We start from the raw sequence: 21558 nt of genomic DNA on the forward strand, positions 1-21558 counted from the left end.
CGTGTTTTGGAGCAGCAGGCGGAAGTATTGATGTTAGTTTTGATTCGAGTACATTATATGCAGGAAATTACACTTATGTTGTAATGGACGATAATGGTACTCCTGGTAATGTAGCAGATGATAATGACATAACTGCAACAACAACAGCAGATGGAACAGGAGTAGGAAATGTAACAGAAACTATTGGAGGCTTATTAGCTACCCCAACAGGATTTAGTTATTATGTAGCAGTAACAATGACAGATACACCATTCTGTACCATAAATACCAATGAGTTTACAATAAATGAGCCAACGGCAGCATTAGCATTGGATGGAGATGTTACATATATTAGTTGTAATACAAGTACAGGTGAGGTTATCTTAACAGGTAGCAATGGTTTTTCTGGTTATGAGTATCAATTAACAAACAATGCAACACCAGGTACACCAGTTCAAAACTTTAGCACTAATCCTAGAATTACAGGTTTAGTTGCGGGTAGTTATACTGCTACGGTAAGAGATGCTGCTGGTTGTTTAGCAACGTTTGATTTCGATTTAAACGCTACAACACCAATGTCAGCTGATGTAAATTTAGTAGAAAATCAATGTGAAGGTGAATACACTGCAAGTATTGAGATAACCAATGTAATGGGGGGGCAAACTCAAGATACTTCGGTAAGAAGTTATACGTATATTTTAATCTACCCAGATGGATCACAAGTTGAGCAATCATCAAATATTTTTGAGAATTTACCTGCAGGAGCAACTTATCAAGCTATTGTTAGAGATAGTAAATATAGTTGTGAATATAGAGAAGATGTAGCTATTGTTGATCCTACAAAAGTAACAGCATCTGTAAATATTACAGCAGATATTACATGTTCAAATTCAGGAGCAACGGTTGAATTAGCAGGCGCAGGTGGTACAGGAGCTTATATGTTTAGTGATGATGGTATTACTTATGTAGCTAGTAACACGTTTATAAATGTAAGTGCAGGAAATCATGTTTTCTACGTACGTGATGCTAATAATTGTGTAGATGATGTTGCTGTTAGTATTGATGATTATGAAGCATTAACACCTACGTTAAACGTAATATCAGCTTTTGTAACTTGTAATGGTAATAGTAACGGAATATTATCGGCAGATGTAACTGGAGGTTTTGGTAATTATGAATATCAATTAGAAGAAAGCCCTAGTAATACTGTAGTAGCACCTTGGCAAAGTTCAAATACTTTTACAGGTTTAGCAATTGGTGATTATCATATTAGAGTAAGAAGTACTAATAGATTTGGAGTTGAATGTACTGAGGTAACAAGCCCAACAACAATAGCAGAGCCAGCACTATTAGTAGCAAATGAAACACATACCGATGTAACTTGTTATGGAGGTAATGATGGTACTATTACAGTATCGGCTACTGGAGGAAATTTAACAGGTTATGAATATAATATTAGTTCAGATCCACCAATTAAGTTTGTTACCAATAATGTGTTTAGTAATTTATCAGCAGGATCTTATGTTATTACAGTAAAAGATAAATTAGGATGTACAACAACAATACCTGTAACAATTACTGAGCCAGCAGAGTTTACCGCAACGTTAACATCTGTAAATGAGCAAGAATGTATTAATGACGCAACGCCAGTTATAACTTTAGATGTGCAAGGAGGATTGCAACCGTATTATGTAAGTATTAATAATGTAGAATTAACGATGCCTTATAATACAAATACAGTTGTTTTAGGAGCCGCAGAAGGTATTATTGGTGGTGAAGCATACTATATTACGGTAAGAGATAGTGGAACAAATTGTGATGCGCCAGCACCAATTAGATTAACCACGGGTACCCCAGTTGATTTAGCATTAACAGTTGATTTTGAATATACCTGTCCGACAGGAAATATAATCAAAGCAATTGTTGCCGATCAGTATAAGAACAATATGTCTTATACGTTATATGATGGATCGGGTAGCGCAATTACAACAAATAACACAGGAGAATTTATTGATGTTGCATCAGGAAATGGTTATACGGTTACAGCAACCCACACAGGATCATCTTGTGCTGAGAGTTCAACTAGTGATCCTATTGATATTGATAATATCCAGGCATTAACAATGACTATTGATGATACTCAGAAGAATAAATTAATAGCCAATGTAGACTTTGGACAACCACCATATAACTTTACTGTTGATGGAGTTGATTATGGAACAGATAATGAGTTCTTAATCTTACAAACCAAAATGTATACAATTACGGTAAGAGATGCAAGAGGTTGTGAGGTTACAATAACAATAGAGGGAGTTTATGTTACCATTACAGTATTAAACTTATTTACTCCTGATGGAGATGGAATAAACGATTATTGGTATCCGGTAGATGTAGAACCTTACCATAATATTAGAGTGTTAATTTATGATAGGTATGCTCGTAAGATAACAAACTTCCAAGGTTTTGTTCAAGGATGGGACGGTACATACGATGGTAAACCAATGCCAGCAGGAGATTATTGGTATACTATTTATTATAATGAATTATCAGGAGAAGAGAAGAAATTAATGGGACACTTTACATTATACAGATAAAAATGAGAAAAATATTAATAACAATAAGCATCGTAATTTGTAGTGTAAAATTAGCAGCCCAAGAAATTAATTTACCTCAATATATTAGTCATTTAGCAGACAATCCATTTTTAATATCACCAAGTTATGCAGGTATTGGAAGCGGTTTACAAATACGACTAAACGGAGTAAGTCAGTGGATAGGAGTTGAAGATGCACCAGATACACAATCATTAGTGGTAGAAGCACGTATTGCCGACCGTTTTGGTGGAGGTATTACTGTTTTTAACGATAAAAATGGATATACAACTCAAAAAGGAGTGAAGTTATCATTGGCAAGTCACTTAACATTAAGTAATTTTCACGATAGTTTCCTATCATTTGGTATAAGTTATAATTTTACTCAATTTGGTATTGATACTTCTAATAACAATTCAGGACAAACTGTAGCCAATATATCAGAAACAAATTCTAACTTCGATGTAGGTTTATTATATCGTTACGAACGCTTTAGTATAAGTGCAAACGTAAATAACTTATTAAATAAAAAAGTAGAAAACTTAAGAACTAATGAACCTGAATCTTTACGAAGATATACTTTTTACAGTTCATACGTATTTACAAGACTTAGTAACAGAGTAGAAATTGAACCTTCTATGTTTGTTGAATATTATGAAGCAGATAAAAGATCAAGAACCGATATGAACGTTAAAGTAAGAAAAGGAATTAATGATGGTTATGTTTGGGCAGGTTTGAGCTATACTTTTTTAAATGATCAGTTTTTTGTACCCAATGCAATAGCTCCTTTAGTAGGTCTTAAAAAAGATAATTTATACATGTCATACGGTTTTAGTATTAATATGAATAAAACACAAGATTTTAATTACGGAACCCACATGATTACTCTTGGATTTGATTATGAAAGAAGACCAAGTTTAGCACGTTGTACACAAGACATGATGATTTTTTAAAAAACAAAATAATATATTATAAATCCTCAAGCCAAAACTTGAGGATTTTCTTTTTCTTTGCAACAATGGAAAATAATAATCAAACATCAATCAATCTTAATAAGTTTATTAGCAGTACAGGAATTTGTTCTCGTAGAGATGCCGAAAAATTTATTAAAGCAGGTCGAGTTACCATTAATAAAAACGTAGCTCAATTAGGTAACCGAGTTTTTAAAGGCGATAAAGTTCGTGTTGATGGACGGTTATTGGAATCAAAACCGAAAACATTATACATCGCTTTAAATAAACCTGTAGGAATTGTTTGTACGACAGATAGTAAAGAAAAAAAGAATATTGTAAAATTTGTAGGTCATCCAGAACGATTATTTCCTATTGGTCGTTTAGATAAACCATCCGAAGGATTAATATTTTTAACTAATGATGGCGATATTGTAAATAAAATTTTACGTGCCGGAAATAATCACGAAAAAGAATATATTGTTTCGGTTGATAAAAAAATAACAGACAATTTTATTACAAAAATGAGTAACGGAATTCCAATTTTAGGTACTGTAACTCAAAAATGTAAAGTTGAAAAAGTAAGTGATTTTACGTTTAAAATTATTTTAACTCAAGGATTAAATCGCCAAATACGTAGAATGTGCGAGTATTTAGAATACGAAGTAACCAAGTTAAAGCGCGAACGTATTATGAATGTTTCTTTAGAGAAATTAAAAACAGGTGATTGGCGTGAATTAACAACTGATGAAATGAAAGAAATTAATAAAATGATTTCAAGTTCTTCTAAAACAGAAGAAGCATCAGTAGTTGTTGATAAAAAAAAGCCAAAACAACCAAAGAAGAAAACTCCCGAAAAATCAAACAGTTTTAATAAAAAAAGTGCTGCATTTAGAAAAAATTCTCCTAAAACAAAAAGAAATACTAATCAAAAATTTGGACGTAAACGTAAATAAATAGTAGTTACATCATACAAAGTAAAAGAATAAAATAAATAAAAAGTTCTTCACACAAACCGACCTAATAATTATTATGATTTTATTTACTTTTTCAATTCTTAAATAAGCGTATCTTTGTCCCTTATGCAATTCGACTTAAAAACAACCGACCCAAAAAGTAAAGCACGAGCAGGTGTTATTACAACCGATCACGGAACAATTGAAACTCCAATATTTATGCCAGTTGGTACCGTAGGTACTGTAAAAGGTGTACATCAATCAGAGTTAAAAAATGAGATAAACCCAGATATTATTCTTGGAAATACGTATCATTTATACCTGCGTCCAAAATTAGAAACCTTAGAAGCCGCAGGAGGTTTGCATAAGTTTATGAATTGGGATCGTAATATTTTAACAGATAGTGGCGGATACCAAGTATATTCACTTTCAGGAAGAAGAAAAATAAACGAAGAAGGTGTAAAGTTTAAAAGTCATATTGATGGCTCTATGCATTTCTTTACCCCAGAAAATGTAATGGAAACGCAACGTACCATTGGAGCCGATATTATTATGGCATTTGATGAATGTACGCCATATCCTTGTGATTATAATTATGCGAAACGCTCGATGCATATGACGCATCGTTGGTTAAAAAGATGTGTAAATCATTTAGAAAAATTGCCTTTTAAATATGGATATGAACAAACATTTTTTCCTATTGTACAAGGTAGTACTTATAAAGATTTAAGAAAGCAATCAGCAGAATATATAGCTTCGGTAGGCGCTCAAGGAAACGCTATTGGAGGGCTTTCGGTAGGAGAACCAGCAGAAGAGTTGTATGGAATGACAGAGGTTGTAACTGCAATTTTACCAGAAGATAAACCTCGTTATTTAATGGGAGTTGGTACCCCAATTAATATTTTAGAAAATATAGCCTTAGGTATTGATATGTTTGATTGTGTAATGCCTACGCGTAACGCACGTAACGGAATGTTATTTACAGCACATGGTTCTATCAATATTAAAAATAAAAAATGGGAACAAGATTTTTCGCCAATAGATGAAATGGGAATTACTTGGGTAGACACCATGTACTCAAAAGCATATTTACGCCATTTATTTGCAGCAAAAGAAATGTTGGGTAAACAAATTGCATCTATTCATAATTTAGGGTTTTATTTATGGCTTACAAGAGAAGCTAGAAAACATATTATAGCAGGAGATTTTACCCAATGGAAAGATAAAATGGTAAAACAAATGGATAATCGTTTATAAAATAATTAGTTTTTTTGAAAATACTTGATTGGTACATATTAAAGCGTTATTTGGTAACATTTTTGTTTACTTTATTAATATTAATTCCTATTGCGGTAGCGATTGATATTGCCGAAAAGATTGATAAGTTTTTACGTGATGAGAACTTAACCTTCTTCGAAGTAGCTAACGATTATTATAAAAATTTTATTATTTATTACGCCAATACTTTTATGCCACTGGCATTATTTATAGCCGTAATATTGTTTACTTCTAAGTTAGCAAATAATACCGAAATTGTAGCTATAAATGGATCTCAAATATCATTTACTCGATTTTTATATCCTTATTTAATAGGAGCTACGATTGTTTGTGGAGTAGCATTATCAATGAATCATTTTTTTGTGCCATCGAGTAGCAAAACAAGAAAAGCTTTTGAAAAAAAGTATTTAAGTAAAAAAAAATATACAAATACGTCAGTTCGAGACTTTAGTTTACAGCTAAATGATAGTACTTATATTTTTCTACAAAGTTTTGATTTAAAAAGAAAATCAGGTTATAACTTTTCTACTGAGGTTTATGATGGAATTCAATTAAAATCCCAACTAACAGCTACTAATATAAAATGGAAAGAAAAAGACAGTATATTTAAATTATTTAGTTGGAAAGAAAGAAAAATATTTAAAGAAAGAGATAGTATTTTTACAGGAAATAGCTTAGACACTACGTTCGCATTTACTCCTAACGATTTAAATTACAAGAATGTTCTGGCTCAAGAAATGAAATCACCTGAATTAATTAAATTTATAGAGATTTCTAAAAAAAGAGGCGTTAAAAACTTAAACGCTCACTTAGTAGAACTATATAAACGTACAAGCTTACCAGTAGCTTGCTATATTTTAACATTAATAGCTGTTGCCTTAGCACATAAAAAAAGAAGAGGAGGAATAGGATTAAATTTAGCCTTAGGAATATCAGTAATGTTTGTGTATGTATTCTTTTTAAAAGTAGCAGAGGTATTAGGAGCCGTTGCAGGCGCCAATGCTTTATTAAACGTTTGGGTGCCAAATATTGTTTTTGGAGCTTATGCAATATATTTATACATCAATGCAAGGAAGTAAATTAAAAAATTATCTACACCTACATTTTATTGTTTTTATTTGGGGATTTACAGCAATATTAGGTGCTTTAATATCTATAGAAGCAATTCCGTTAGTTTGGTATCGTATGACATTAGCTGTTGTATTTATTGCAATCTATTTTTTTATTCGTAAAAAATCATTTAAAGTAGATAAAAAAGGGCTGTTAAAGTTTGCAGTGTCAGGAGTAATTATAGCGATACACTGGGTTACTTTTTTTAAAGCAATAAAAGTGTCAAATGTTTCAGTAGCCTTGGTAACTATGAGTACAGGAGCTTTTTTTGCTTCATTAATTGAGCCTATATTTTTTAAAAGAAAAATAAAAGGAATTGAAATTTTATTAGGAGGGTTAGTAATTGTAGGCTTGTATATTATATTTAATTTCCAGAGTCAATATGTATTAGGAATTGTTTACGCATTAATATCAGCCTTTTTATCGGCACTATTTGCAGTTTTAAATGGGTTATTTATAAAAAAATACGATGCAAATGTCATTTCTTTTTATCAATTATTATTTGGTGCCATAGGAATAACATTGTATTTATTTTTTACACAAAAATTTTCACTTCAGTTTTTTCAAATTACTACAAATGATTGGTTATATTTAATCATATTAAGTAGTTTTTGTACAGCTTATGCATTTATAGCTTCTGTTCATGTTATGAAATACTTAACACCTTACACAGTAATGCTAACTATTAATTTAGAGCCTATTTATGCAATAGTTTTAGCCTTAATAGTTTTTGGAGAAAAAGAACAGATGAATACCGAATTTTACTACGGAGTATTTATTGTTTTATTTGTCGTTTTACTAAATGGAGTTTTAAAAAATATGAGGTCAATTAAAAATAAAATAAATAAAAAGTAGTATTTTAAAAAAGGGAGAAAGCTAAATTTTACAATTTTTTAGTATGTTTGCCTTTACAAACAACGAATTATAAAATCAAACTATATAATGGAATATTTAGATTTTGAATTGCCAATAAAAGAACTAGAAGATCAATTGGTAAAGTGTTTTGATATAGGAAAAGAAAGTGATGTTGACGTTACAGAAACCTGTAAGAAGATTGAAAAAAAGCTAGAAAAAGCAAAAAAAGATATATACAAAAACTTAACCCCTTGGCAACGTGTACAATTATCACGTCATCCAAACAGACCTTATACTTTAGATTATATTAACGCAATTTGTGGTGATACTTTTATGGAGTTACACGGCGATCGTAATGTAAAAGACGATAAGGCTATGATTGGAGGTTTAGGTAAAATAGGAGATCAATCATTTATGTTTATTGGTCAACAAAAAGGTTATAATACCAAAACACGTCAGTATCGTAATTTTGGAATGGCGAATCCAGAAGGTTACCGTAAAGCGTTACGTTTAATGAAAATGGCAGAAAAATTTGGTATTCCTGTAGTAACGTTAGTAGATACCCCAGGAGCATACCCAGGTTTAGAAGCTGAAGAACGTGGACAAGGTGAAGCAATTGCACGTAATATACTTGAAATGACACGTTTAAAAACACCAATTATATCAATAGTTATTGGTGAAGGAGCTTCAGGAGGTGCTATTGGTATTGGAGTAGGTGATAAAGTATATATGATGGAAAATACTTGGTATACAGTAATTTCACCAGAATCATGTTCCTCTATTTTATGGCGTAGTTGGGAGTACAAAGAGCAAGCTGCCGAAGCTTTAAAGCTTACAGGTGAAGATATGAAACGATTAAAATTAATCGACGGAATTATTGAAGAGCCAAACGGAGGAGCTCATGCTAACAGAGAAGGAGCTTTTAATGCAGTACAAGAGCAAATTGTAAAAGCCTTTGATGAAATTAAAGATTTAAATACTACTGATTTAATAGCCCAACGTATGGATAAATACGCTAATATGGGAGTGTATAAAGAATAGTAAATATGATATTTTTATAAAAAAAACTCACCTTTTGGGTGAGTTTTTTGCTTTTAAATAATAGTTGTTTTATAACTTAGCTATAATTAATAATTCTTATTTCTATAAATAATATGAAAATTTTTCTACCTTTTTTACTTATAATAATTTTTACATTAAATATTAACGCACAAAGTAAACCTCATATAGTAGAGTTAAAAGTTGAAGAAAATATAGCGGTTAGTAAATTTTATGTTTCAGAAATTATTGATAATCGGTTAATTAAAATAAATATAGGATTTGCTCAAAAAGGATTGTTTAATAAACGTGTTTCAGCGGTTTTACCTGATAGTATTCAAATATATTTAAAAGAAAAAATAAATAACATCCTTACAAAAGAAAAAGAAAGTGAACCACTCACATTAATTATCCATGAATTTAATGTTTCAGAAAGAACTAGTGCATTATCTGAAAAAGGAATTTTTAGATTCCGATTTGAGTTAGCAAAAAGAAATGAAGGTAAATTGTATTCACTTTGGTACACAGCATCTGAAGTTGAAAGTGGAGGAATGGATGTTACTAAAAAACATGGAACACGTATTTTAAAGGGAATAAAAGAAAGTTTAAAAGCTTTTTCTGAAAGTGATTGGGAAAATAAAAAAGGAGAATTAATAGTATTAGAAACTAACAAAAAGTTTGATTTTTCTAAAAAAATAAAAAAAGGACTTTATACTAGTTTTTCTCAATTAGTAGCAAACAATCCTTTTTTAGAAGATAATTATCGGCTTATAGCAAAAAAAAATAAAAAATATCCTAAATTTAAAATACAAAGTAATGATAGCAAAAAAATTAATAAGCGAATAACATTTATCTCAGATGGGACGCATATTTACATGAGTGCTTTACGATATAGTTATGACTCTCATTTTGTTAAATCATTATTAACAGGTAAATATCTTTATTTTGAAGATAGAGTTTCCGACCCATCATCAGCTGTTGCTTTTGGACTTATTGGAGCAGCTGTATCAAATAAAGTTAGAGGGATTGTACTCGATACAGATACAGGTTTAGTATATCAATTAGATAAAAAAAATATTTTAAAAATTCTTGAACCTTACCCTGAATTAAAAAAGAAGTATTCAAAAAGTAAGCAAACAATTGAGCTAAAAAAATTGTTGATAAAAACAATTAATAAAATGAATCAATAGTTTTGTGATAAATTATAAATAATAAAAAAGCAACCTAACTAGGTTGCTTTTTTATTATGGAATATTTAAATATTTGTGTGTTTGTAAAGAAACTCGCCATTTCGGATTTTTCATTACATAATCTACAATTAAAGGTGTCATTTTTTCTTTTTTACTCCATTCAGGTTGTAAAAAAAGTTGACATTTTTTACCAACTTTTTCCGCTTGTTCTTCAGCAAATTCAAAATCACTTTTATTATGAATAATCATTTTTAACTCATCTGCTTCCTTATAACACTCTTTAGTAGGTAATTTTGTTTTTTTAGGAGATAAACAAAACCAATCCCATTTCCCAGAAAATGGATACGCTCCAGAGGTTTCAATATGGGTTTTCATACCTTTATCTTGTAGTTGATTCGTAATATAATCTAAACTCCACATTAAAGGTTCACCACCAGTTATAACAACGGTTTTAGCCCACTTTTTAGCATTGGTAATAATAACATCTGTGTTGGTTGGTGGGTGTAAATTAGCATCCCAACTTTCTTTAACATCACACCAATGGCATCCTACATCACAACCACCAATTCTAATAAAATAAGCAGCCGTTCCTGTATGAGATCCTTCTCCTTGAATGGTATAAAACTCTTCCATTAACGGAAGCATTTCTCCTTTATTAATTAACTCTTGTACTTCTTTTTTCAACATAAGAGTGCAAAGATAGGTAAGATTAAAATTTTATGAATGATTTTTGTTACTTTTACGTGTTTTATCAATAAAAAGAATCGTAATAATGAGTAAAAACGAAACGTTTTTTAATTATATAAACGAAGGTTATAAAAGCAAAGGAGATTTTATCACTTTAGGAGCTGGGATGCTTGGCGAAGAAACGGTAACTAATGCGTTGGTTAATATCCCGTTAAAAACCTTAAACCGACACGGATTAATAGCAGGAGCTACCGGTACAGGTAAAACAAAAACTTTGCAGGTATTGGCTGAAAACATGTCAGAAAAAGGAATACCTGTATTGTTGATGGATGTTAAGGGAGATTTAAGTGGGTTGGCACAACCTAGTCCAGGACATGCTAAAATTGATCAACGCCATGAAAAGATAGGTATTCCTTTTAATGCGACGAAATTTCCAATAGAAATTTTATCAATTTCTGAACAAGATGGAGTACGTTTAAGAGCAACTGTGTCTGAATTTGGGCCAGTTTTATTATCGCGAATTTTAGATTTAACCGAAACACAATCGGGTATTGTGGCAATAATGTTTAAATATTGTGATGATCATAAATTACCTTTATTAGATTTAAAAGATTTTAAAAAAATTCTTCAATTTATTACTAATGAAGGAAAAGAAGAAATTCAATCTGAATACGGGCGAATTTCAACGGCTAGTACCGGAGCTATCCTTAGAAAAATTATAGCGATAGAGCAGCAAGGTGGTGATTTGTTTTTTGGAGAAAAATCATTTGAAGTTGATGATTTAACACGCGTTGATGAGAATGGAAGGGGGGTAATATCAGTATTACGATTAACTGATATTCAAGATAAGCCAAAATTATTTTCAACTTTTATGCTACAATTATTGGCTGAAATTTATGAAACATTTCCAGAGCAAGGTGATAGTGAGCAACCTGAATTAATTATTTTTATTGATGAAGCTCACTTAGTATTTGATGAAGCATCAAAAGCATTGTTAAATCAAATAGAAAGTATTGTAAAATTAATTCGCTCAAAAGGTGTTGGATTGTACTTTGTAACACAAAATCCTAAAGACGTACCAGAAGATGTATTGGCACAATTAGGAATGAAAATTCAACATGCTTTGCGTGCCTTTACAGCAAAAGATAGAAAAGCGATTAAATTAGCTGCTGAAAATTATCCAGATTCTGTATATTACGATACCAAAGAGGTTTTAACACAATTAGGAATAGGAGAGGCTTTAGTTTCAGTATTAAATGAAAAAGGAATTCCAACTCCATTAGTAAGAACCATGTTGCGAGCTCCTATGAGTAGGATGGATGTATTAACGGAGAAAGAAATTAAACAAGTTTTAGATAATTCGAGATTAATACCTAAATATAATAACACTATTGATAGAGAAAGTGCCTATGAGTTATTAAACGAAAAAATAGCCAAAATAAATAAAGAAAATACCGCTGAAGAACGCCAAAAAGAAAAGGAAAAAATTAGTGGAAGATCTTCTTCAACAAGAAGTAGAAGTACCCGACAAAATCCGATAATAAAAGTATTAACAAGTGCTACTTTTATTCGTAGTGTGTTTGGTATCCTAAAAAAAGTATTAAAGTAAAACAAATAATATAAATAAACGTTTTAATAAAAATAAACCAACAATAAAAAATGAAAAACTTAATTAAACCTCTAATAATAGCCCTAATATCAGTTGTATTTATACAATGCGGAAACAGTAAATATGATATTTCGAAAGGTAAAATAGGTGCAATAACAACTAAAACAACCATGCAAGAAATAGACGGAATTTTTAAAAATGATTCTGTTGTAAAAATTTTAAGTGAAGGGGCAAAAGGAAGTAATTATTTTCAGGATGATGATAAATATTTAATTTATGAAAATGGAGGAAAACACTTGCTAACAATTGTACCAAAAGAACAATTAGATTCTACGTCAACTATAAAAAGTATCGAAATTTTTGATGAACGTTTTAAAACCAAAACAGGATTAAATATCAATTCATTATTTCAAGAAATAAATGCAAATAATACGATTAGTAAAGTAGAATCGTCTTTTTTATCAGCAACTTTATTTATAGATGATTTAAATGCAACAGTATCTATTGATAAAGAAGATTTAGGGTTAAAAGAATTTAGTACTCAGAAAGTAACAAAAGAACAAATTCCTGATTTAGCAAAAATAAAATCATTGACTATTTGGTTTAACTAGAAGAAACCAAGAAACCGAAACAACTGTTTCGGTTTCTTTATTTTAGATAATATGAAAAAATATACCATACAAAAAGAGCCGTTTGTAGTTCCAACCACAGATGGAAAATTAATTGAAGAACATTTTGGTAATGCAACTGATAAAAACTCAAAAGTAAGCATTGCACACATGGTTGCACCAATAGGGTGGAGTGAGCCTTTTCAGAAGCCAGATTTTGAAGAATACACCTATATTATAAAAGGAAAAAAACAATTTAATATTGATGGAGAGGTGATTGTTTTAGAAGCAGGAGAATCTATTAAAATAGAAAAAGGTGTTCGAATTCAATATTCAAACCCTTTTAACGAACCTTGTGAATATTTAGCGGTTTGTTTACCTGCTTTTTCTATCGATTTGGTAAACAGAGAGGAGATTTAGAGTGTAAAAATAGTTAAAAGAATACCTAAAAGAATAGCAGTGAATTTTTTAAAGTTAAATTTATGATTTTCAGAACTTTCAAAAAGAATAATTGTTGAGATATGAAGAAATACTCCAACAATTAATGCTGTTATTTCTGTATGAAATTGGTTAAAAAAAGTAACTTTATCAGAAATTAATACGCCTAAGGGACTCATTAAAGCGAAAATACTTAAAAATAAAATGATAGTCTTTTTACTATAATCTGTTTGTAGTAAAAAGGTGGTTAAAACTATGGCAATCGGAATTTTATGAACAATAATAGCCCACAATAGATTGTCGCCAGCATGGTGTATTGGCAAACCTTCTGAAAAAGCATGGATACATAAACTTACAAACAATAACCAAGGAAATTTTGGATTATTAGTATGTGAATGAATATGCCCATGTTCAGCTCCCTTAGAAAATGATTCTAAAACAGACTGAATAATAATTCCCACTAAAATTAATATTCCGAGTTGTTTTGTGTTTTGGGCATGTGTATAAACTTCGGGTAGTAAATGTAAAATAGTAACTGATAGTAAATAAGCCCCACTAAAGGCTAATAATAAACGTACAAACTTATTATTTGGTTTTAAAACTAAAACAAATAAAGAACCTATTAAAACAGCTATTATTAATAAAATATAACTCATTCAGCAATTAAAATTAATCTATCAGATGTGTTCTTATCAAAATTATTTAAACCATAATCACCAAAAACATGTTTTATTTTTAAATTAGATTCTTTAAAATACGTTTGCATTTTATCTAAAGTTAAAAACTTTACCTGTTCAGTATATGTATGATTTTTTTCATCAGCAATAAAAGAGATATGTTTTAAAATAAACCCATTTTTAATTTCTCTTTTAATATGAAATTCAATACCGTCTATTGTTTTTACTTCCTCTGTAACTAAAGTAGCTTTTACTTTTTCAACATTTAAAAAATCTAAAACAAATACGCCATTTTCATTCAAGCCGTTTTTTATACTTTTTAAAATAGCAATATCTTCATTGTCGTCATCAAAATAACCAAAGCTTGTAAATAAGTTAAAAATAGCATCATATTTGTTTTCTAATGGGTCACGCATGTCCCAAACTTCAAAGTTTAATGTGTCGTTTTCAAATTTTTTAGCATGTTGAATACTATTATTACTTAAATCTCCTCCAGTAACTTTATAACCTAAAGAGTTTAAATACACTGAGTGCCTACCTTTACCACAAGGTAAATCAGCAATAAAACTAGCTTGAGGTAATTTTAAAAACGAAGTTATATTTCGCATAAAAAACTGAGCATCAGCATCATTTCTATGTTTGTATAATGTATGATAATATGAGGTATCGAACCACGAAGTAAACCAGTCTGTTGTTTTCATAATTATAAAGTCTGCAAAAATACATAAATCTTACGTTTTTTATATTGAAACAAGAAAAGATTAACATCTACCCAAAATTAACTGTATTTTTGCAATGAAATTTTACAGTTACATGGAGAAAGATTTTAAAATGACTGCTATTACTATGGCAGGTTTAGAGGGAGTATTAGTAGATGAATTAAGAAAACTTGGTGCTCAAGACGTTAAAGAAGGAATACGTAATGTATCTTTTAAAGGAGATACAGGGTTTATGTATAAGGCAAATATTGCTTTACGTACAGCTATTCGTATTTTAAAACCAATTAAAAAGAGTAAAATTTTTGATGAAGAAGATTTATACGAAGCAATACAGCGTGTTAAATGGGATAAATATATAGATGTTGATGGAACTTTTGCCATTGGTGCTGTAGTTAATTCGAAAAATTTTACAACAAATTCACATTACATTAGTTTAAAATCAAAGGATGCTATTGCTGATTATTTTATGCATAAGTATAAAAAGCGTCCGAATGTAGATTTAAAATACCCTGATGTTAAAATTCACATTCATATTCATAAAGAATGGTTAACTATTTCGTTAGATTCTTCTGGAGATTCATTGCATAAAAGGGGGTATAGAAGTGCTACCAATATTGCACCGATTAATGAGGTTTTAGCGGCTGGTTTGGTAATGTTATCAGGATATAAAGGAGAAGAAAACTTTATTGATCCGATGTGTGGTTCTGGAACCATATTAATTGAAGCAGCAATGATTGCTAATAATATACCGGCAAATATTAATCGTAAGCATTTTGCTTTTGAAAATTGGAAAGATTATGATGAAGATTTATATTATGTAATTCAAGATGCTTTATTAAAAAAAATTACAAGTTCACATTTTAAAATAATGGGGTTTGATAAAGCTCCATCGGCAGTTAGTAAAGCAAAACAAAACATTGTAAATGCAAATTTAGATGAGTTTATAGGTGTACATCACGTTAATTTTTTCAATTCTAAAAAAGAAGTATTTGGTAAAACTACCATTTTATTTAATCCGCCTTATGGTGAGCGTTTAAATATAGATGTAAATGAGTTTTATACAAAGATAGGTGACACTTTAAAGCATAATTACCATGGTTCTACAGCTTGGTTGATTACATCTGATATGCAAGCTTTAAAAAATGTAGGCTTGCGTACTTCTAAACGTATACCACTTAAAAATGCAGATTTAGATTGTCGTTTTGTAAAATACGAATTGTATGAAGGAAGTAAAAGAGTGAAGAAAGATTTTGAATCGGATAATGATGCCTAAAAAATAAACAAATAACTGTATAGGTTTTTAAAAGAATAATACATATCTTTTTAAAAACCCATACAGTTAACTTGACTAAAAATTAGGTATATTTTATTTATCTATTTCTCCTAGATTTCCCTTTTTGTTCAGGTGTTATTTTTTTATAATAGTTTTTATTTTTACGCCTTTTTATAACTTTACCACGCTTTCCTGTTTTAGCATTGTGTTTAGCTCTGTAATAAAAGAATTTATTATCTTCTTTGTATTTACGGTACTTATTTCTAAAATCTCTTTTATAAAAATAAGCATCGTTATAGTTAAATACTCGCCCGATGTTAACATCTATATTTATATCATTGTCATAAACACAATCTTCATAATAATCATTATATTTTACCGAACCGTAAAATTTTGGGTTGTTCCAACGGTCATATTTAACCTTTAAATGACCAACTTTAGCTAGTCTTCCAAATTTGTAATCAATATATACATTACCTATTCGTTTTACATTGCCTCTAGCATCATAATTAATAAAAGTATTACCAATACGTCTCACTCTCCCTTTATAATCTCGTTCAATACGTACGCCTCTATTAGTTTTTACACGTCGTCCGTAATAATCTGTATAACGAGTGTTTTTATAATGAGTGTTAAAATCAAAGTCTCCGTTTAAAAAAATATGAAATTCTACATTTCTTTCAACAAAGGTAACAGCATCGTTATAACGATTTGTAACCCCAATTTTACTAGTTGATTTATTTTTGTCTTTAGCGCTTATAGTGGCTAACGACATTATTGCTAATAATAAAAGTATCCCTTTTTTCATAATTGATAAATTTAGGGTTATGCTTACTCTATTTGCTTTTCGGCTACCGCATTTGAAATATAATTTTCAAAGAACGTGCCAAAAATTAACTTCCTTATTTATCTATTATTTTTTAATATTTTATATTGATTTAATTAGTTGTATTTTAATGGTTTAGTTGTTTGTAGTGAAATAATTTATATTTACCCGTAAAAAACTTTATATTTATGCGACTTACTCTTAAACTTACAGATTAACGAATGATTGATGTTATTGATGAAAACTTACAACGAGGAATTAAATTGTTAACTCATATTTCTGATGCTCAGTATAGTGATAAATCAATAGCACCATATTATTCGAGCATAGGAGCTAATATGCGCCATGTGTTAGATGTTTTTGCTTGTATTTTAAAAGGTTTTGATAAAAGAAAGATAAATTTTTCAGATAGAGAAAGAAATCAATTAGCGGAAGAACAAACGAAATTTGGAATCGCATATTTTAACGATATACTTAGGCAATTACATACTTTAAAAAGTACAGATTTTGACTTGATCGTAGCTGTTAGTGATGATTTAGGCAGCGGGGTAGTAACTACAAATTATACCCTAGGTGGTGCTTTAGCACAAGCGCATAGCCATGCAATACATCATTTTGCTAGTATTGGCTTTATCATACATCAGCTAGGAATTGACTTACCAGATGCTGATTTTGGGTATAATCCGACAACTCCTAAAAAAGTACTAGTAGAGTAGAGGTATTATCTATGAATATATACCCAACCTTTTTTTAATTTTCTATAATTATTTGGAGAATCACCAAGTTCTAAATAATAAAAATAGGTAGCTTCAGGAAGTTTGGTTTCTTTTTTGTAAGTAGCTCTTCCTTCAGAAGTACCATTCCAATCGTTCTTATAATTTTCTGCTTGATAGACGATATTTCCCCATCGATTATAAATCACTAATTTGTTATTTGCATGTTCTGCAATTTCATCGAAAACTAAAAACTCATTTTTACTATCGCCGTTAGGAGAAATTAGTATATTATTGGTGTCCTCAGGAACAATTTCATCATCAAAAATAGTACCTATGGTTATTATTTCGTAATCATCAGGTATAAATACTGCCGATGTAATTTCTCCGTTGTTTAAATTACCTGTAACATTTAAAACACTTAAATTTTTCCATTGGTTTTCTGCAATATTCCAACCAACCACTGTTAACAACGAAATTTTATCAGCAATGGCAGCAATATCACTTCTGTTATCCCAGGTTAAAGTAATTCTTGTTTCTTTAGTTCCGTTTAAATCCCAATATTCAGTGTTACTAATGTTTTCAAGTAATACTTGTTTTTGGTCGGTTAAAAAGTTTGTAGGAAAAGTGCTTGGAGCATTTGGGTCTTCATAAAAATAAGCACCTTTATAAAGGTTGTAATTGCTTTGATTGTCGATTTTCATTGGGCGAAAAAGAACACCATCTCCAATAGGAAAAGTAAAGTTATCACTTCCGTTTCCTTGTACAGATGAATAGCCATCAACATGTCTTATATCATCTTCACCTGCATAGATGTTGTAATCTATAAAATCTAATGAAATATTAGGATTATTTCTTGGCGTAATTACGGTACCATTTATAAAATCTAAATCGTTTCTTACGCCTAATGAATTTTTAAGTTCTAAATTATTTACAGCGTCAATTTCTACATCAAAAAAAGTAATACGGTTTGCACCAGAAATAATGCGAGTTTCAGTATCAGCATAAAAGCCAGCAAAACCTGTATAATTATCTAACAATCCATCATTTATTACATCGGTATGAAAACCTATTTTGGCATCAGTATGTAATTGTACATTACCAAAATTTTGGAAAGCAGTTTGAGAAAATATAAAAAAAGAAGTAAATAAAAAATATAACGAGATAAAAAATAACTTCATAGTACTTGTTGAAAATTAAAAAATTCTACAATTAATTGGTTTATTGTATTTTAATTGATTTTTCTAATTGTCATGCCAGTAGCATTAGCATCAATAACAACATCTCCAGAATTATTTATGTTTTTTTCTCTGATTTTTATACCATAACTTTGAAAGGCTGTAAGATTTAACAAAACAGTTCTTGAAGCACTTACATATCTTTGATTTGTGTTTCCTATAAGAGTAATTATACTACCTGTATTAGCTATTGGGTTATTATTTTGACAGACAACTACTTCTAGAGAGTTATTGTTTAAGCTATTGAAATCATTTCCATTTTCTTTTCTTAATGAAACAGTATATGTAACTTCATATAGCCCAGTTTCTGTAATTTGTACCTGGTTATTATTTCTGTTATTTATAGGTCCGTTAAAAATTCTAACAGAATTTAAAGGGACTAATGTACCATTTAAATTAAAGTCATTGATTCTTATTGTTGAGTTTGTATTGTTGTATTTATCGATATAAGTTAATGTAGATGAACCTCCACCAGAACTAGTTGTGTTTGAGTTGTTCATTTGGTGCCATATAGAACCATTACTTTGTAACTTTAAAATTGTGTTACTGCCTATTGAATTTGCATTAATATTTGATAAATTACGATAATTAGAAATGTTAATGTTATTACTAGTGATGTTTTTAAGTATATATTCTCTTCCTTCGCAAGTAGAAGCACTAGGTAGTGTAATTGCGTGATTACCATTAATAATTATAGAGTAATGATCTTCATTAAGTGTTAGGTTATTGGTTGTAGTTAAGATAGATTTAGATACAGACCCTTTAATTTGTAAAGTAGAATTAGCGATATCAAAATTACCAGTATTATAGTTTGCGTTTATATCATTTGTAACAGGTATTTCCTGTTGATTAATGTTAATACCAAACCTTGTTTTTGCATTTCTTCCAGTTGTATTTCCTTGTACTCTAAAAAACTCTCTATAAATTTGTGGACTGTAATAATAACGTTTAAATATTATAGGTTCGTTACCATCATCACCAATAGTAAACTCTAAGCGTCCTTGATTGTTAGGGCCAGCAGATCCAATTTCAAACAAGTCTGTTGCTCCAGAACTACCTTTAAGTCTAAAGCTACCATTACTTGTTGTGTAAAACATTGGTTTGTAAAAGCTAGCACCAGATGCAGCAAATTGTAGTGCTGATATGTTATTATTACCCCTAAGATATACTAATGGCTGATTTACATCTGTATAATCAGGATAGGATTGATCTAAACCTAAAGTTCCTCTTCTACCAAATTCTAATATAGGAAGGTTGTTTGAACGTATTTGCATTTTAACATCATCAATAGTTCCAAGAAAGTTAGCAGCTGTTGTGCCTGTGTTACCAGTAGTAAGCCAATTGCTTAATGCAGCATTGTCTATCCAATCAGTACCTGTTGCTGTAGATGATAGTATTTGACCATTTGTACCAACATCACCACTACTATCTATATAACTTTTTTTGACAGATAGGTTTTCGTGAACAATTGTATTACTGTTACGTAAGTTAATTCCACTTATTGCCTTAATATCAAAAAAACCAGTTGATTCTAAGTTTATGTAATTAGCATTATCTATATCAAATCTACCTAAATTAGAAAATCTTAAGTTGTTTGTTCCTCCATTTACAAATCGATTAGCATCTAATGTACCATCAGTAGTATATATATTACTTGATGCAGCAGTAGATGTAATGGTAGGCCATTGATTTGTAATAGGTAAAGGTAAACTAGGGTCAAAAATTCTTATAAGACTATTTGTTGTGTCAAACCATATGTCTCCTTCTACAGGATTAGAAGGAAAAGTAGGACTTGTTGTTACTAAATTGTTATTAACTGTTTGTATGGTTCCTTTATTGTCAATTACTCTAACTTGTTGAGCATTAATTTTATTAGAAAATAAAATTAATGCAAAAATTAATATTAATATATGTTTTTTATATTGTATCATTCTTATTATAAAGGACTTAACTATGTGTTAATAATTGTAGTTGCTAATAATTTTGAAATTAGATAAAGATTAGTTTTTAATGGGGTGTTTTAATTTTGAATATATTTAGAGAGTAAATCAAAATTATTTTAAAGTATTGGTACCGATTTTATCAGTACCAATACTTTAATTATATTTAAATATTATTTTACAAAGTGAACCTCGATAATATCACCAGCATAAACCGTCCAATCATTAGGGTCTACTTCATCTGCAAAGTCTAAAGTAACTGTACCAGCAGCAGCAGTATAATCTACTCCAACACCAGCAGCAGCACCTGCAATTAATTTTGCACCATTTCTATATACATAAACTTGGCTAAAAGAAGGTAAATCAGTAACACCTGTTAAAGCGAAAGCTGTTTGACCATCTGTAGCAACAAATCTTTCTTGTCCACTTTGAATTAAATCAGTAGCTAATAAGTTTTTAACCTGTCCTGTGGTCTCATCTCTTACAAGTAAGGTATAACCTGTACCACCCATAGCGGTTGCAGCACTACCTGTTTCTTCTTGAATTCCATCAATAACAAACGTACCACCAGCAGCACCATCAATTGTTACTTTAAATTCCTGAGCACCAGTATTAATATCTGTGTCAGCAGTTAAAGTACCACCTAATTGCCAAGTTGTAGTAGTTCTATTACCTGGTGCTGTAGATGTTATTTGAGTAATACCGTTATTAGATTGTAAGTATTTAATAGTACCTTTATTATCTATTAATTTTACTGTTTTAGTAGGGTCTGTATCCTTTGTAAGCGTTGTAGGATCAGTTGTTTGTGCATTAACAGTACCGATTGCTAAGATACCTACGGCAACTAATGCGAATTTAAATTTGTTTGTAATTGTTTTCATAA

Annotated in this window: 20 protein-coding genes; 13 read left to right on the forward strand and 7 right to left on the reverse strand. The window is 30.1% G+C overall.

Features of this window, described 5'->3' with window-relative positions; translation table 11 throughout:
• From BA195_RS09615 to BA195_RS09650, 8 genes are all read left to right on the forward strand, one after another.
• On the forward strand, positions 1-2573 hold a 2573-nt coding region (locus BA195_RS09615; protein ID WP_141677687.1), incomplete at its 5' end, for a T9SS type B sorting domain-containing protein.
• A 2-nt stretch (positions 2574-2575) separates the two neighbouring features.
• Positions 2576-3523 carry a PorP/SprF family type IX secretion system membrane protein gene (locus BA195_RS09620; RefSeq protein ID WP_068704892.1) on the forward strand — a complete coding sequence of 316 codons (948 nt, stop codon included), beginning with the start codon at positions 2576-2578 and terminating at the stop codon, positions 3521-3523.
• 65 nt (positions 3524-3588) lie between these two features.
• The gene (gene rluF, locus BA195_RS09625) at positions 3589-4476 is read left to right on the forward strand and encodes a 23S rRNA pseudouridine(2604) synthase RluF (RefSeq protein ID WP_068704894.1); all 888 of its coding nucleotides are present in this window, start codon (positions 3589-3591) and stop codon (positions 4474-4476) included.
• A 126-nt stretch (positions 4477-4602) separates the two neighbouring features.
• Complete coding sequence (gene tgt, locus BA195_RS09630; protein WP_068704896.1) at positions 4603-5733, forward strand: tRNA guanosine(34) transglycosylase Tgt; 1131 nt, start codon at positions 4603-4605, stop codon at positions 5731-5733.
• Between the two features lie 14 nt (positions 5734-5747).
• On the forward strand, positions 5748-6833 hold the full coding sequence (locus tag BA195_RS09635) for an LptF/LptG family permease (protein ID WP_084443154.1): 1086 nt from the start codon (positions 5748-5750) through the stop codon (positions 6831-6833).
• Entirely contained in the window at positions 6820-7719 is a 900-nt protein-coding gene (locus BA195_RS09640; RefSeq protein WP_068705438.1) for a DMT family transporter, read from the forward strand. The genes BA195_RS09635 and BA195_RS09640 overlap by 14 nt, the downstream gene beginning before the upstream one ends.
• A gap of 87 nt (positions 7720-7806) precedes the next feature.
• Complete coding sequence (locus tag BA195_RS09645) at positions 7807-8760, forward strand: acetyl-CoA carboxylase carboxyltransferase subunit alpha (protein WP_068704900.1); 954 nt, start codon at positions 7807-7809, stop codon at positions 8758-8760.
• Positions 8761-8873: 113 nt separating this feature from the next.
• On the forward strand, positions 8874-9947 hold the full coding sequence (locus BA195_RS09650; protein ID WP_068704902.1) for a hypothetical protein: 1074 nt from the start codon (positions 8874-8876) through the stop codon (positions 9945-9947).
• A 54-nt stretch (positions 9948-10001) separates the two neighbouring features.
• Here the strand turns inward: BA195_RS09650 and BA195_RS09655 are convergent, their stop codons facing one another.
• A complete protein-coding gene (locus BA195_RS09655; RefSeq protein ID WP_068704905.1) occupies positions 10002-10634 on the reverse strand; it encodes a 7-carboxy-7-deazaguanine synthase QueE in 633 nt (210 codons plus the stop codon).
• 85 nt (positions 10635-10719) lie between these two features.
• Between BA195_RS09655 and BA195_RS09660 the strand changes: the two genes are divergently transcribed.
• The 3 genes from BA195_RS09660 to BA195_RS09670 are packed head-to-tail and all read left to right on the forward strand — an operon-like array spanning position 10720 to position 13271.
• Entirely contained in the window at positions 10720-12243 is a 1524-nt protein-coding gene (locus BA195_RS09660) for a helicase HerA-like domain-containing protein (protein ID WP_068704906.1), read from the forward strand.
• 50 nt (positions 12244-12293) lie between these two features.
• Positions 12294-12854 carry a hypothetical protein gene (locus tag BA195_RS09665; protein ID WP_068704908.1) on the forward strand — a complete coding sequence of 187 codons (561 nt, stop codon included), beginning with the start codon at positions 12294-12296 and terminating at the stop codon, positions 12852-12854.
• Between the two features lie 51 nt (positions 12855-12905).
• Entirely contained in the window at positions 12906-13271 is a 366-nt protein-coding gene (locus BA195_RS09670) for a cupin domain-containing protein (protein WP_068704910.1), read from the forward strand.
• On the opposite strand, the gene BA195_RS09675 is transcribed toward BA195_RS09670, so the two are convergent.
• Both BA195_RS09675 and BA195_RS09680 read right to left on the reverse strand, forming a co-directional pair.
• Positions 13268-13945 carry a ZIP family metal transporter gene (locus BA195_RS09675; RefSeq protein WP_068704911.1) on the reverse strand — a complete coding sequence of 226 codons (678 nt, stop codon included), beginning with the start codon at positions 13943-13945 and terminating at the stop codon, positions 13268-13270. The two genes, BA195_RS09670 and BA195_RS09675, sit on opposite strands and share 4 nt — an antisense overlap.
• A complete protein-coding gene (locus BA195_RS09680) occupies positions 13942-14667 on the reverse strand; it encodes a class I SAM-dependent methyltransferase (RefSeq protein WP_068704913.1) in 726 nt (241 codons plus the stop codon). Before BA195_RS09680 ends, BA195_RS09675 begins: the two co-directional genes overlap by 4 nt.
• A 112-nt stretch (positions 14668-14779) precedes the next feature.
• Between BA195_RS09680 and BA195_RS09685 the strand changes: the two genes are divergently transcribed.
• Positions 14780-15958, forward strand: coding sequence for a THUMP domain-containing class I SAM-dependent RNA methyltransferase (locus BA195_RS09685; protein WP_068704915.1), 1179 nt, complete (start codon positions 14780-14782; stop codon positions 15956-15958).
• 97 nt (positions 15959-16055) lie between these two features.
• Here the strand turns inward: BA195_RS09685 and BA195_RS09690 are convergent, their stop codons facing one another.
• Positions 16056-16766 (reverse strand): hypothetical protein, encoded by a 711-nt coding sequence (locus tag BA195_RS09690; protein ID WP_068704917.1) that lies wholly within the window; start codon positions 16764-16766, stop codon positions 16056-16058.
• Positions 16767-17005: 239 nt separating this feature from the next.
• Here BA195_RS09690 and BA195_RS09695 point away from each other — a divergent pair, with 239 nt between their 5' ends.
• The gene (locus tag BA195_RS09695; protein ID WP_068704919.1) at positions 17006-17500 is read left to right on the forward strand and encodes a DinB family protein; all 495 of its coding nucleotides are present in this window, start codon (positions 17006-17008) and stop codon (positions 17498-17500) included.
• Positions 17501-17505: 5 nt separating this feature from the next.
• Here BA195_RS09695 and BA195_RS09700 read toward each other — a convergent pair whose 3' ends face one another.
• The 3 genes from BA195_RS09700 to BA195_RS09710 form a co-directional block, all read right to left on the reverse strand.
• On the reverse strand, positions 17506-18678 hold the full coding sequence (locus BA195_RS09700) for a T9SS type B sorting domain-containing protein (RefSeq protein WP_068704921.1): 1173 nt from the start codon (positions 18676-18678) through the stop codon (positions 17506-17508).
• A gap of 50 nt (positions 18679-18728) precedes the next feature.
• Entirely contained in the window at positions 18729-20666 is a 1938-nt protein-coding gene (locus BA195_RS09705) for a hypothetical protein (RefSeq protein WP_068704923.1), read from the reverse strand.
• Positions 20667-20848: 182 nt separating this feature from the next.
• Positions 20849-21556, reverse strand: coding sequence for a hypothetical protein (locus tag BA195_RS09710; RefSeq protein WP_068704925.1), 708 nt, complete (start codon positions 21554-21556; stop codon positions 20849-20851).
• Positions 21557-21558: the final 2 nt, after the last annotated feature.

The organism is Tenacibaculum soleae (genome assembly GCF_001693415.1).
GTDB lineage: Bacteria > Bacteroidota > Bacteroidia > Flavobacteriales > Flavobacteriaceae > Polaribacter > Polaribacter soleae.

Bases quoted from the DNA above. Each gene is read 5' to 3' on its own strand.
- BA195_RS09710 (WP_068704925.1), bottom strand. From the start codon at position 21,556: ATGAAAACAATTACAAACAAATTTAAATTCGCATTAGTTGCCGTAGGT.
- BA195_RS09645 (WP_068704900.1), top strand. From the start codon at position 7,807: ATGGAATATTTAGATTTTGAATTGCCAATAAAAGAACTAGAAGATCAA.
- tgt (WP_068704896.1), top strand. From the start codon at position 4,603: ATGCAATTCGACTTAAAAACAACCGACCCAAAAAGTAAAGCACGAGCA.
- BA195_RS09675 (WP_068704911.1), bottom strand. From the start codon at position 13,945: ATGAGTTATATTTTATTAATAATAGCTGTTTTAATAGGTTCTTTATTT.
- BA195_RS09620 (WP_068704892.1), top strand. From the start codon at position 2,576: ATGAGAAAAATATTAATAACAATAAGCATCGTAATTTGTAGTGTAAAA.
- BA195_RS09650 (WP_068704902.1), top strand. From the start codon at position 8,874: ATGAAAATTTTTCTACCTTTTTTACTTATAATAATTTTTACATTAAAT.
- BA195_RS09665 (WP_068704908.1), top strand. From the start codon at position 12,294: ATGAAAAACTTAATTAAACCTCTAATAATAGCCCTAATATCAGTTGTA.
- BA195_RS09660 (WP_068704906.1), top strand. From the start codon at position 10,720: ATGAGTAAAAACGAAACGTTTTTTAATTATATAAACGAAGGTTATAAA.
- BA195_RS09655 (WP_068704905.1), bottom strand. From the start codon at position 10,634: ATGTTGAAAAAAGAAGTACAAGAGTTAATTAATAAAGGAGAAATGCTT.
- BA195_RS09670 (WP_068704910.1), top strand. From the start codon at position 12,906: ATGAAAAAATATACCATACAAAAAGAGCCGTTTGTAGTTCCAACCACA.
- BA195_RS09705 (WP_068704923.1), bottom strand. From the start codon at position 20,666: ATGATACAATATAAAAAACATATATTAATATTAATTTTTGCATTAATT.
- BA195_RS09700 (WP_068704921.1), bottom strand. From the start codon at position 18,678: ATGAAGTTATTTTTTATCTCGTTATATTTTTTATTTACTTCTTTTTTT.
- rluF (WP_068704894.1), top strand. From the start codon at position 3,589: ATGGAAAATAATAATCAAACATCAATCAATCTTAATAAGTTTATTAGC.
- BA195_RS09685 (WP_068704915.1), top strand. From the start codon at position 14,780: ATGGAGAAAGATTTTAAAATGACTGCTATTACTATGGCAGGTTTAGAG.
- BA195_RS09680 (WP_068704913.1), bottom strand. From the start codon at position 14,667: ATGAAAACAACAGACTGGTTTACTTCGTGGTTCGATACCTCATATTAT.
- BA195_RS09690 (WP_068704917.1), bottom strand. From the start codon at position 16,766: ATGAAAAAAGGGATACTTTTATTATTAGCAATAATGTCGTTAGCCACT.
- BA195_RS09695 (WP_068704919.1), top strand. From the start codon at position 17,006: ATGATTGATGTTATTGATGAAAACTTACAACGAGGAATTAAATTGTTA.
- BA195_RS09640 (WP_068705438.1), top strand. From the start codon at position 6,820: ATGCAAGGAAGTAAATTAAAAAATTATCTACACCTACATTTTATTGTT.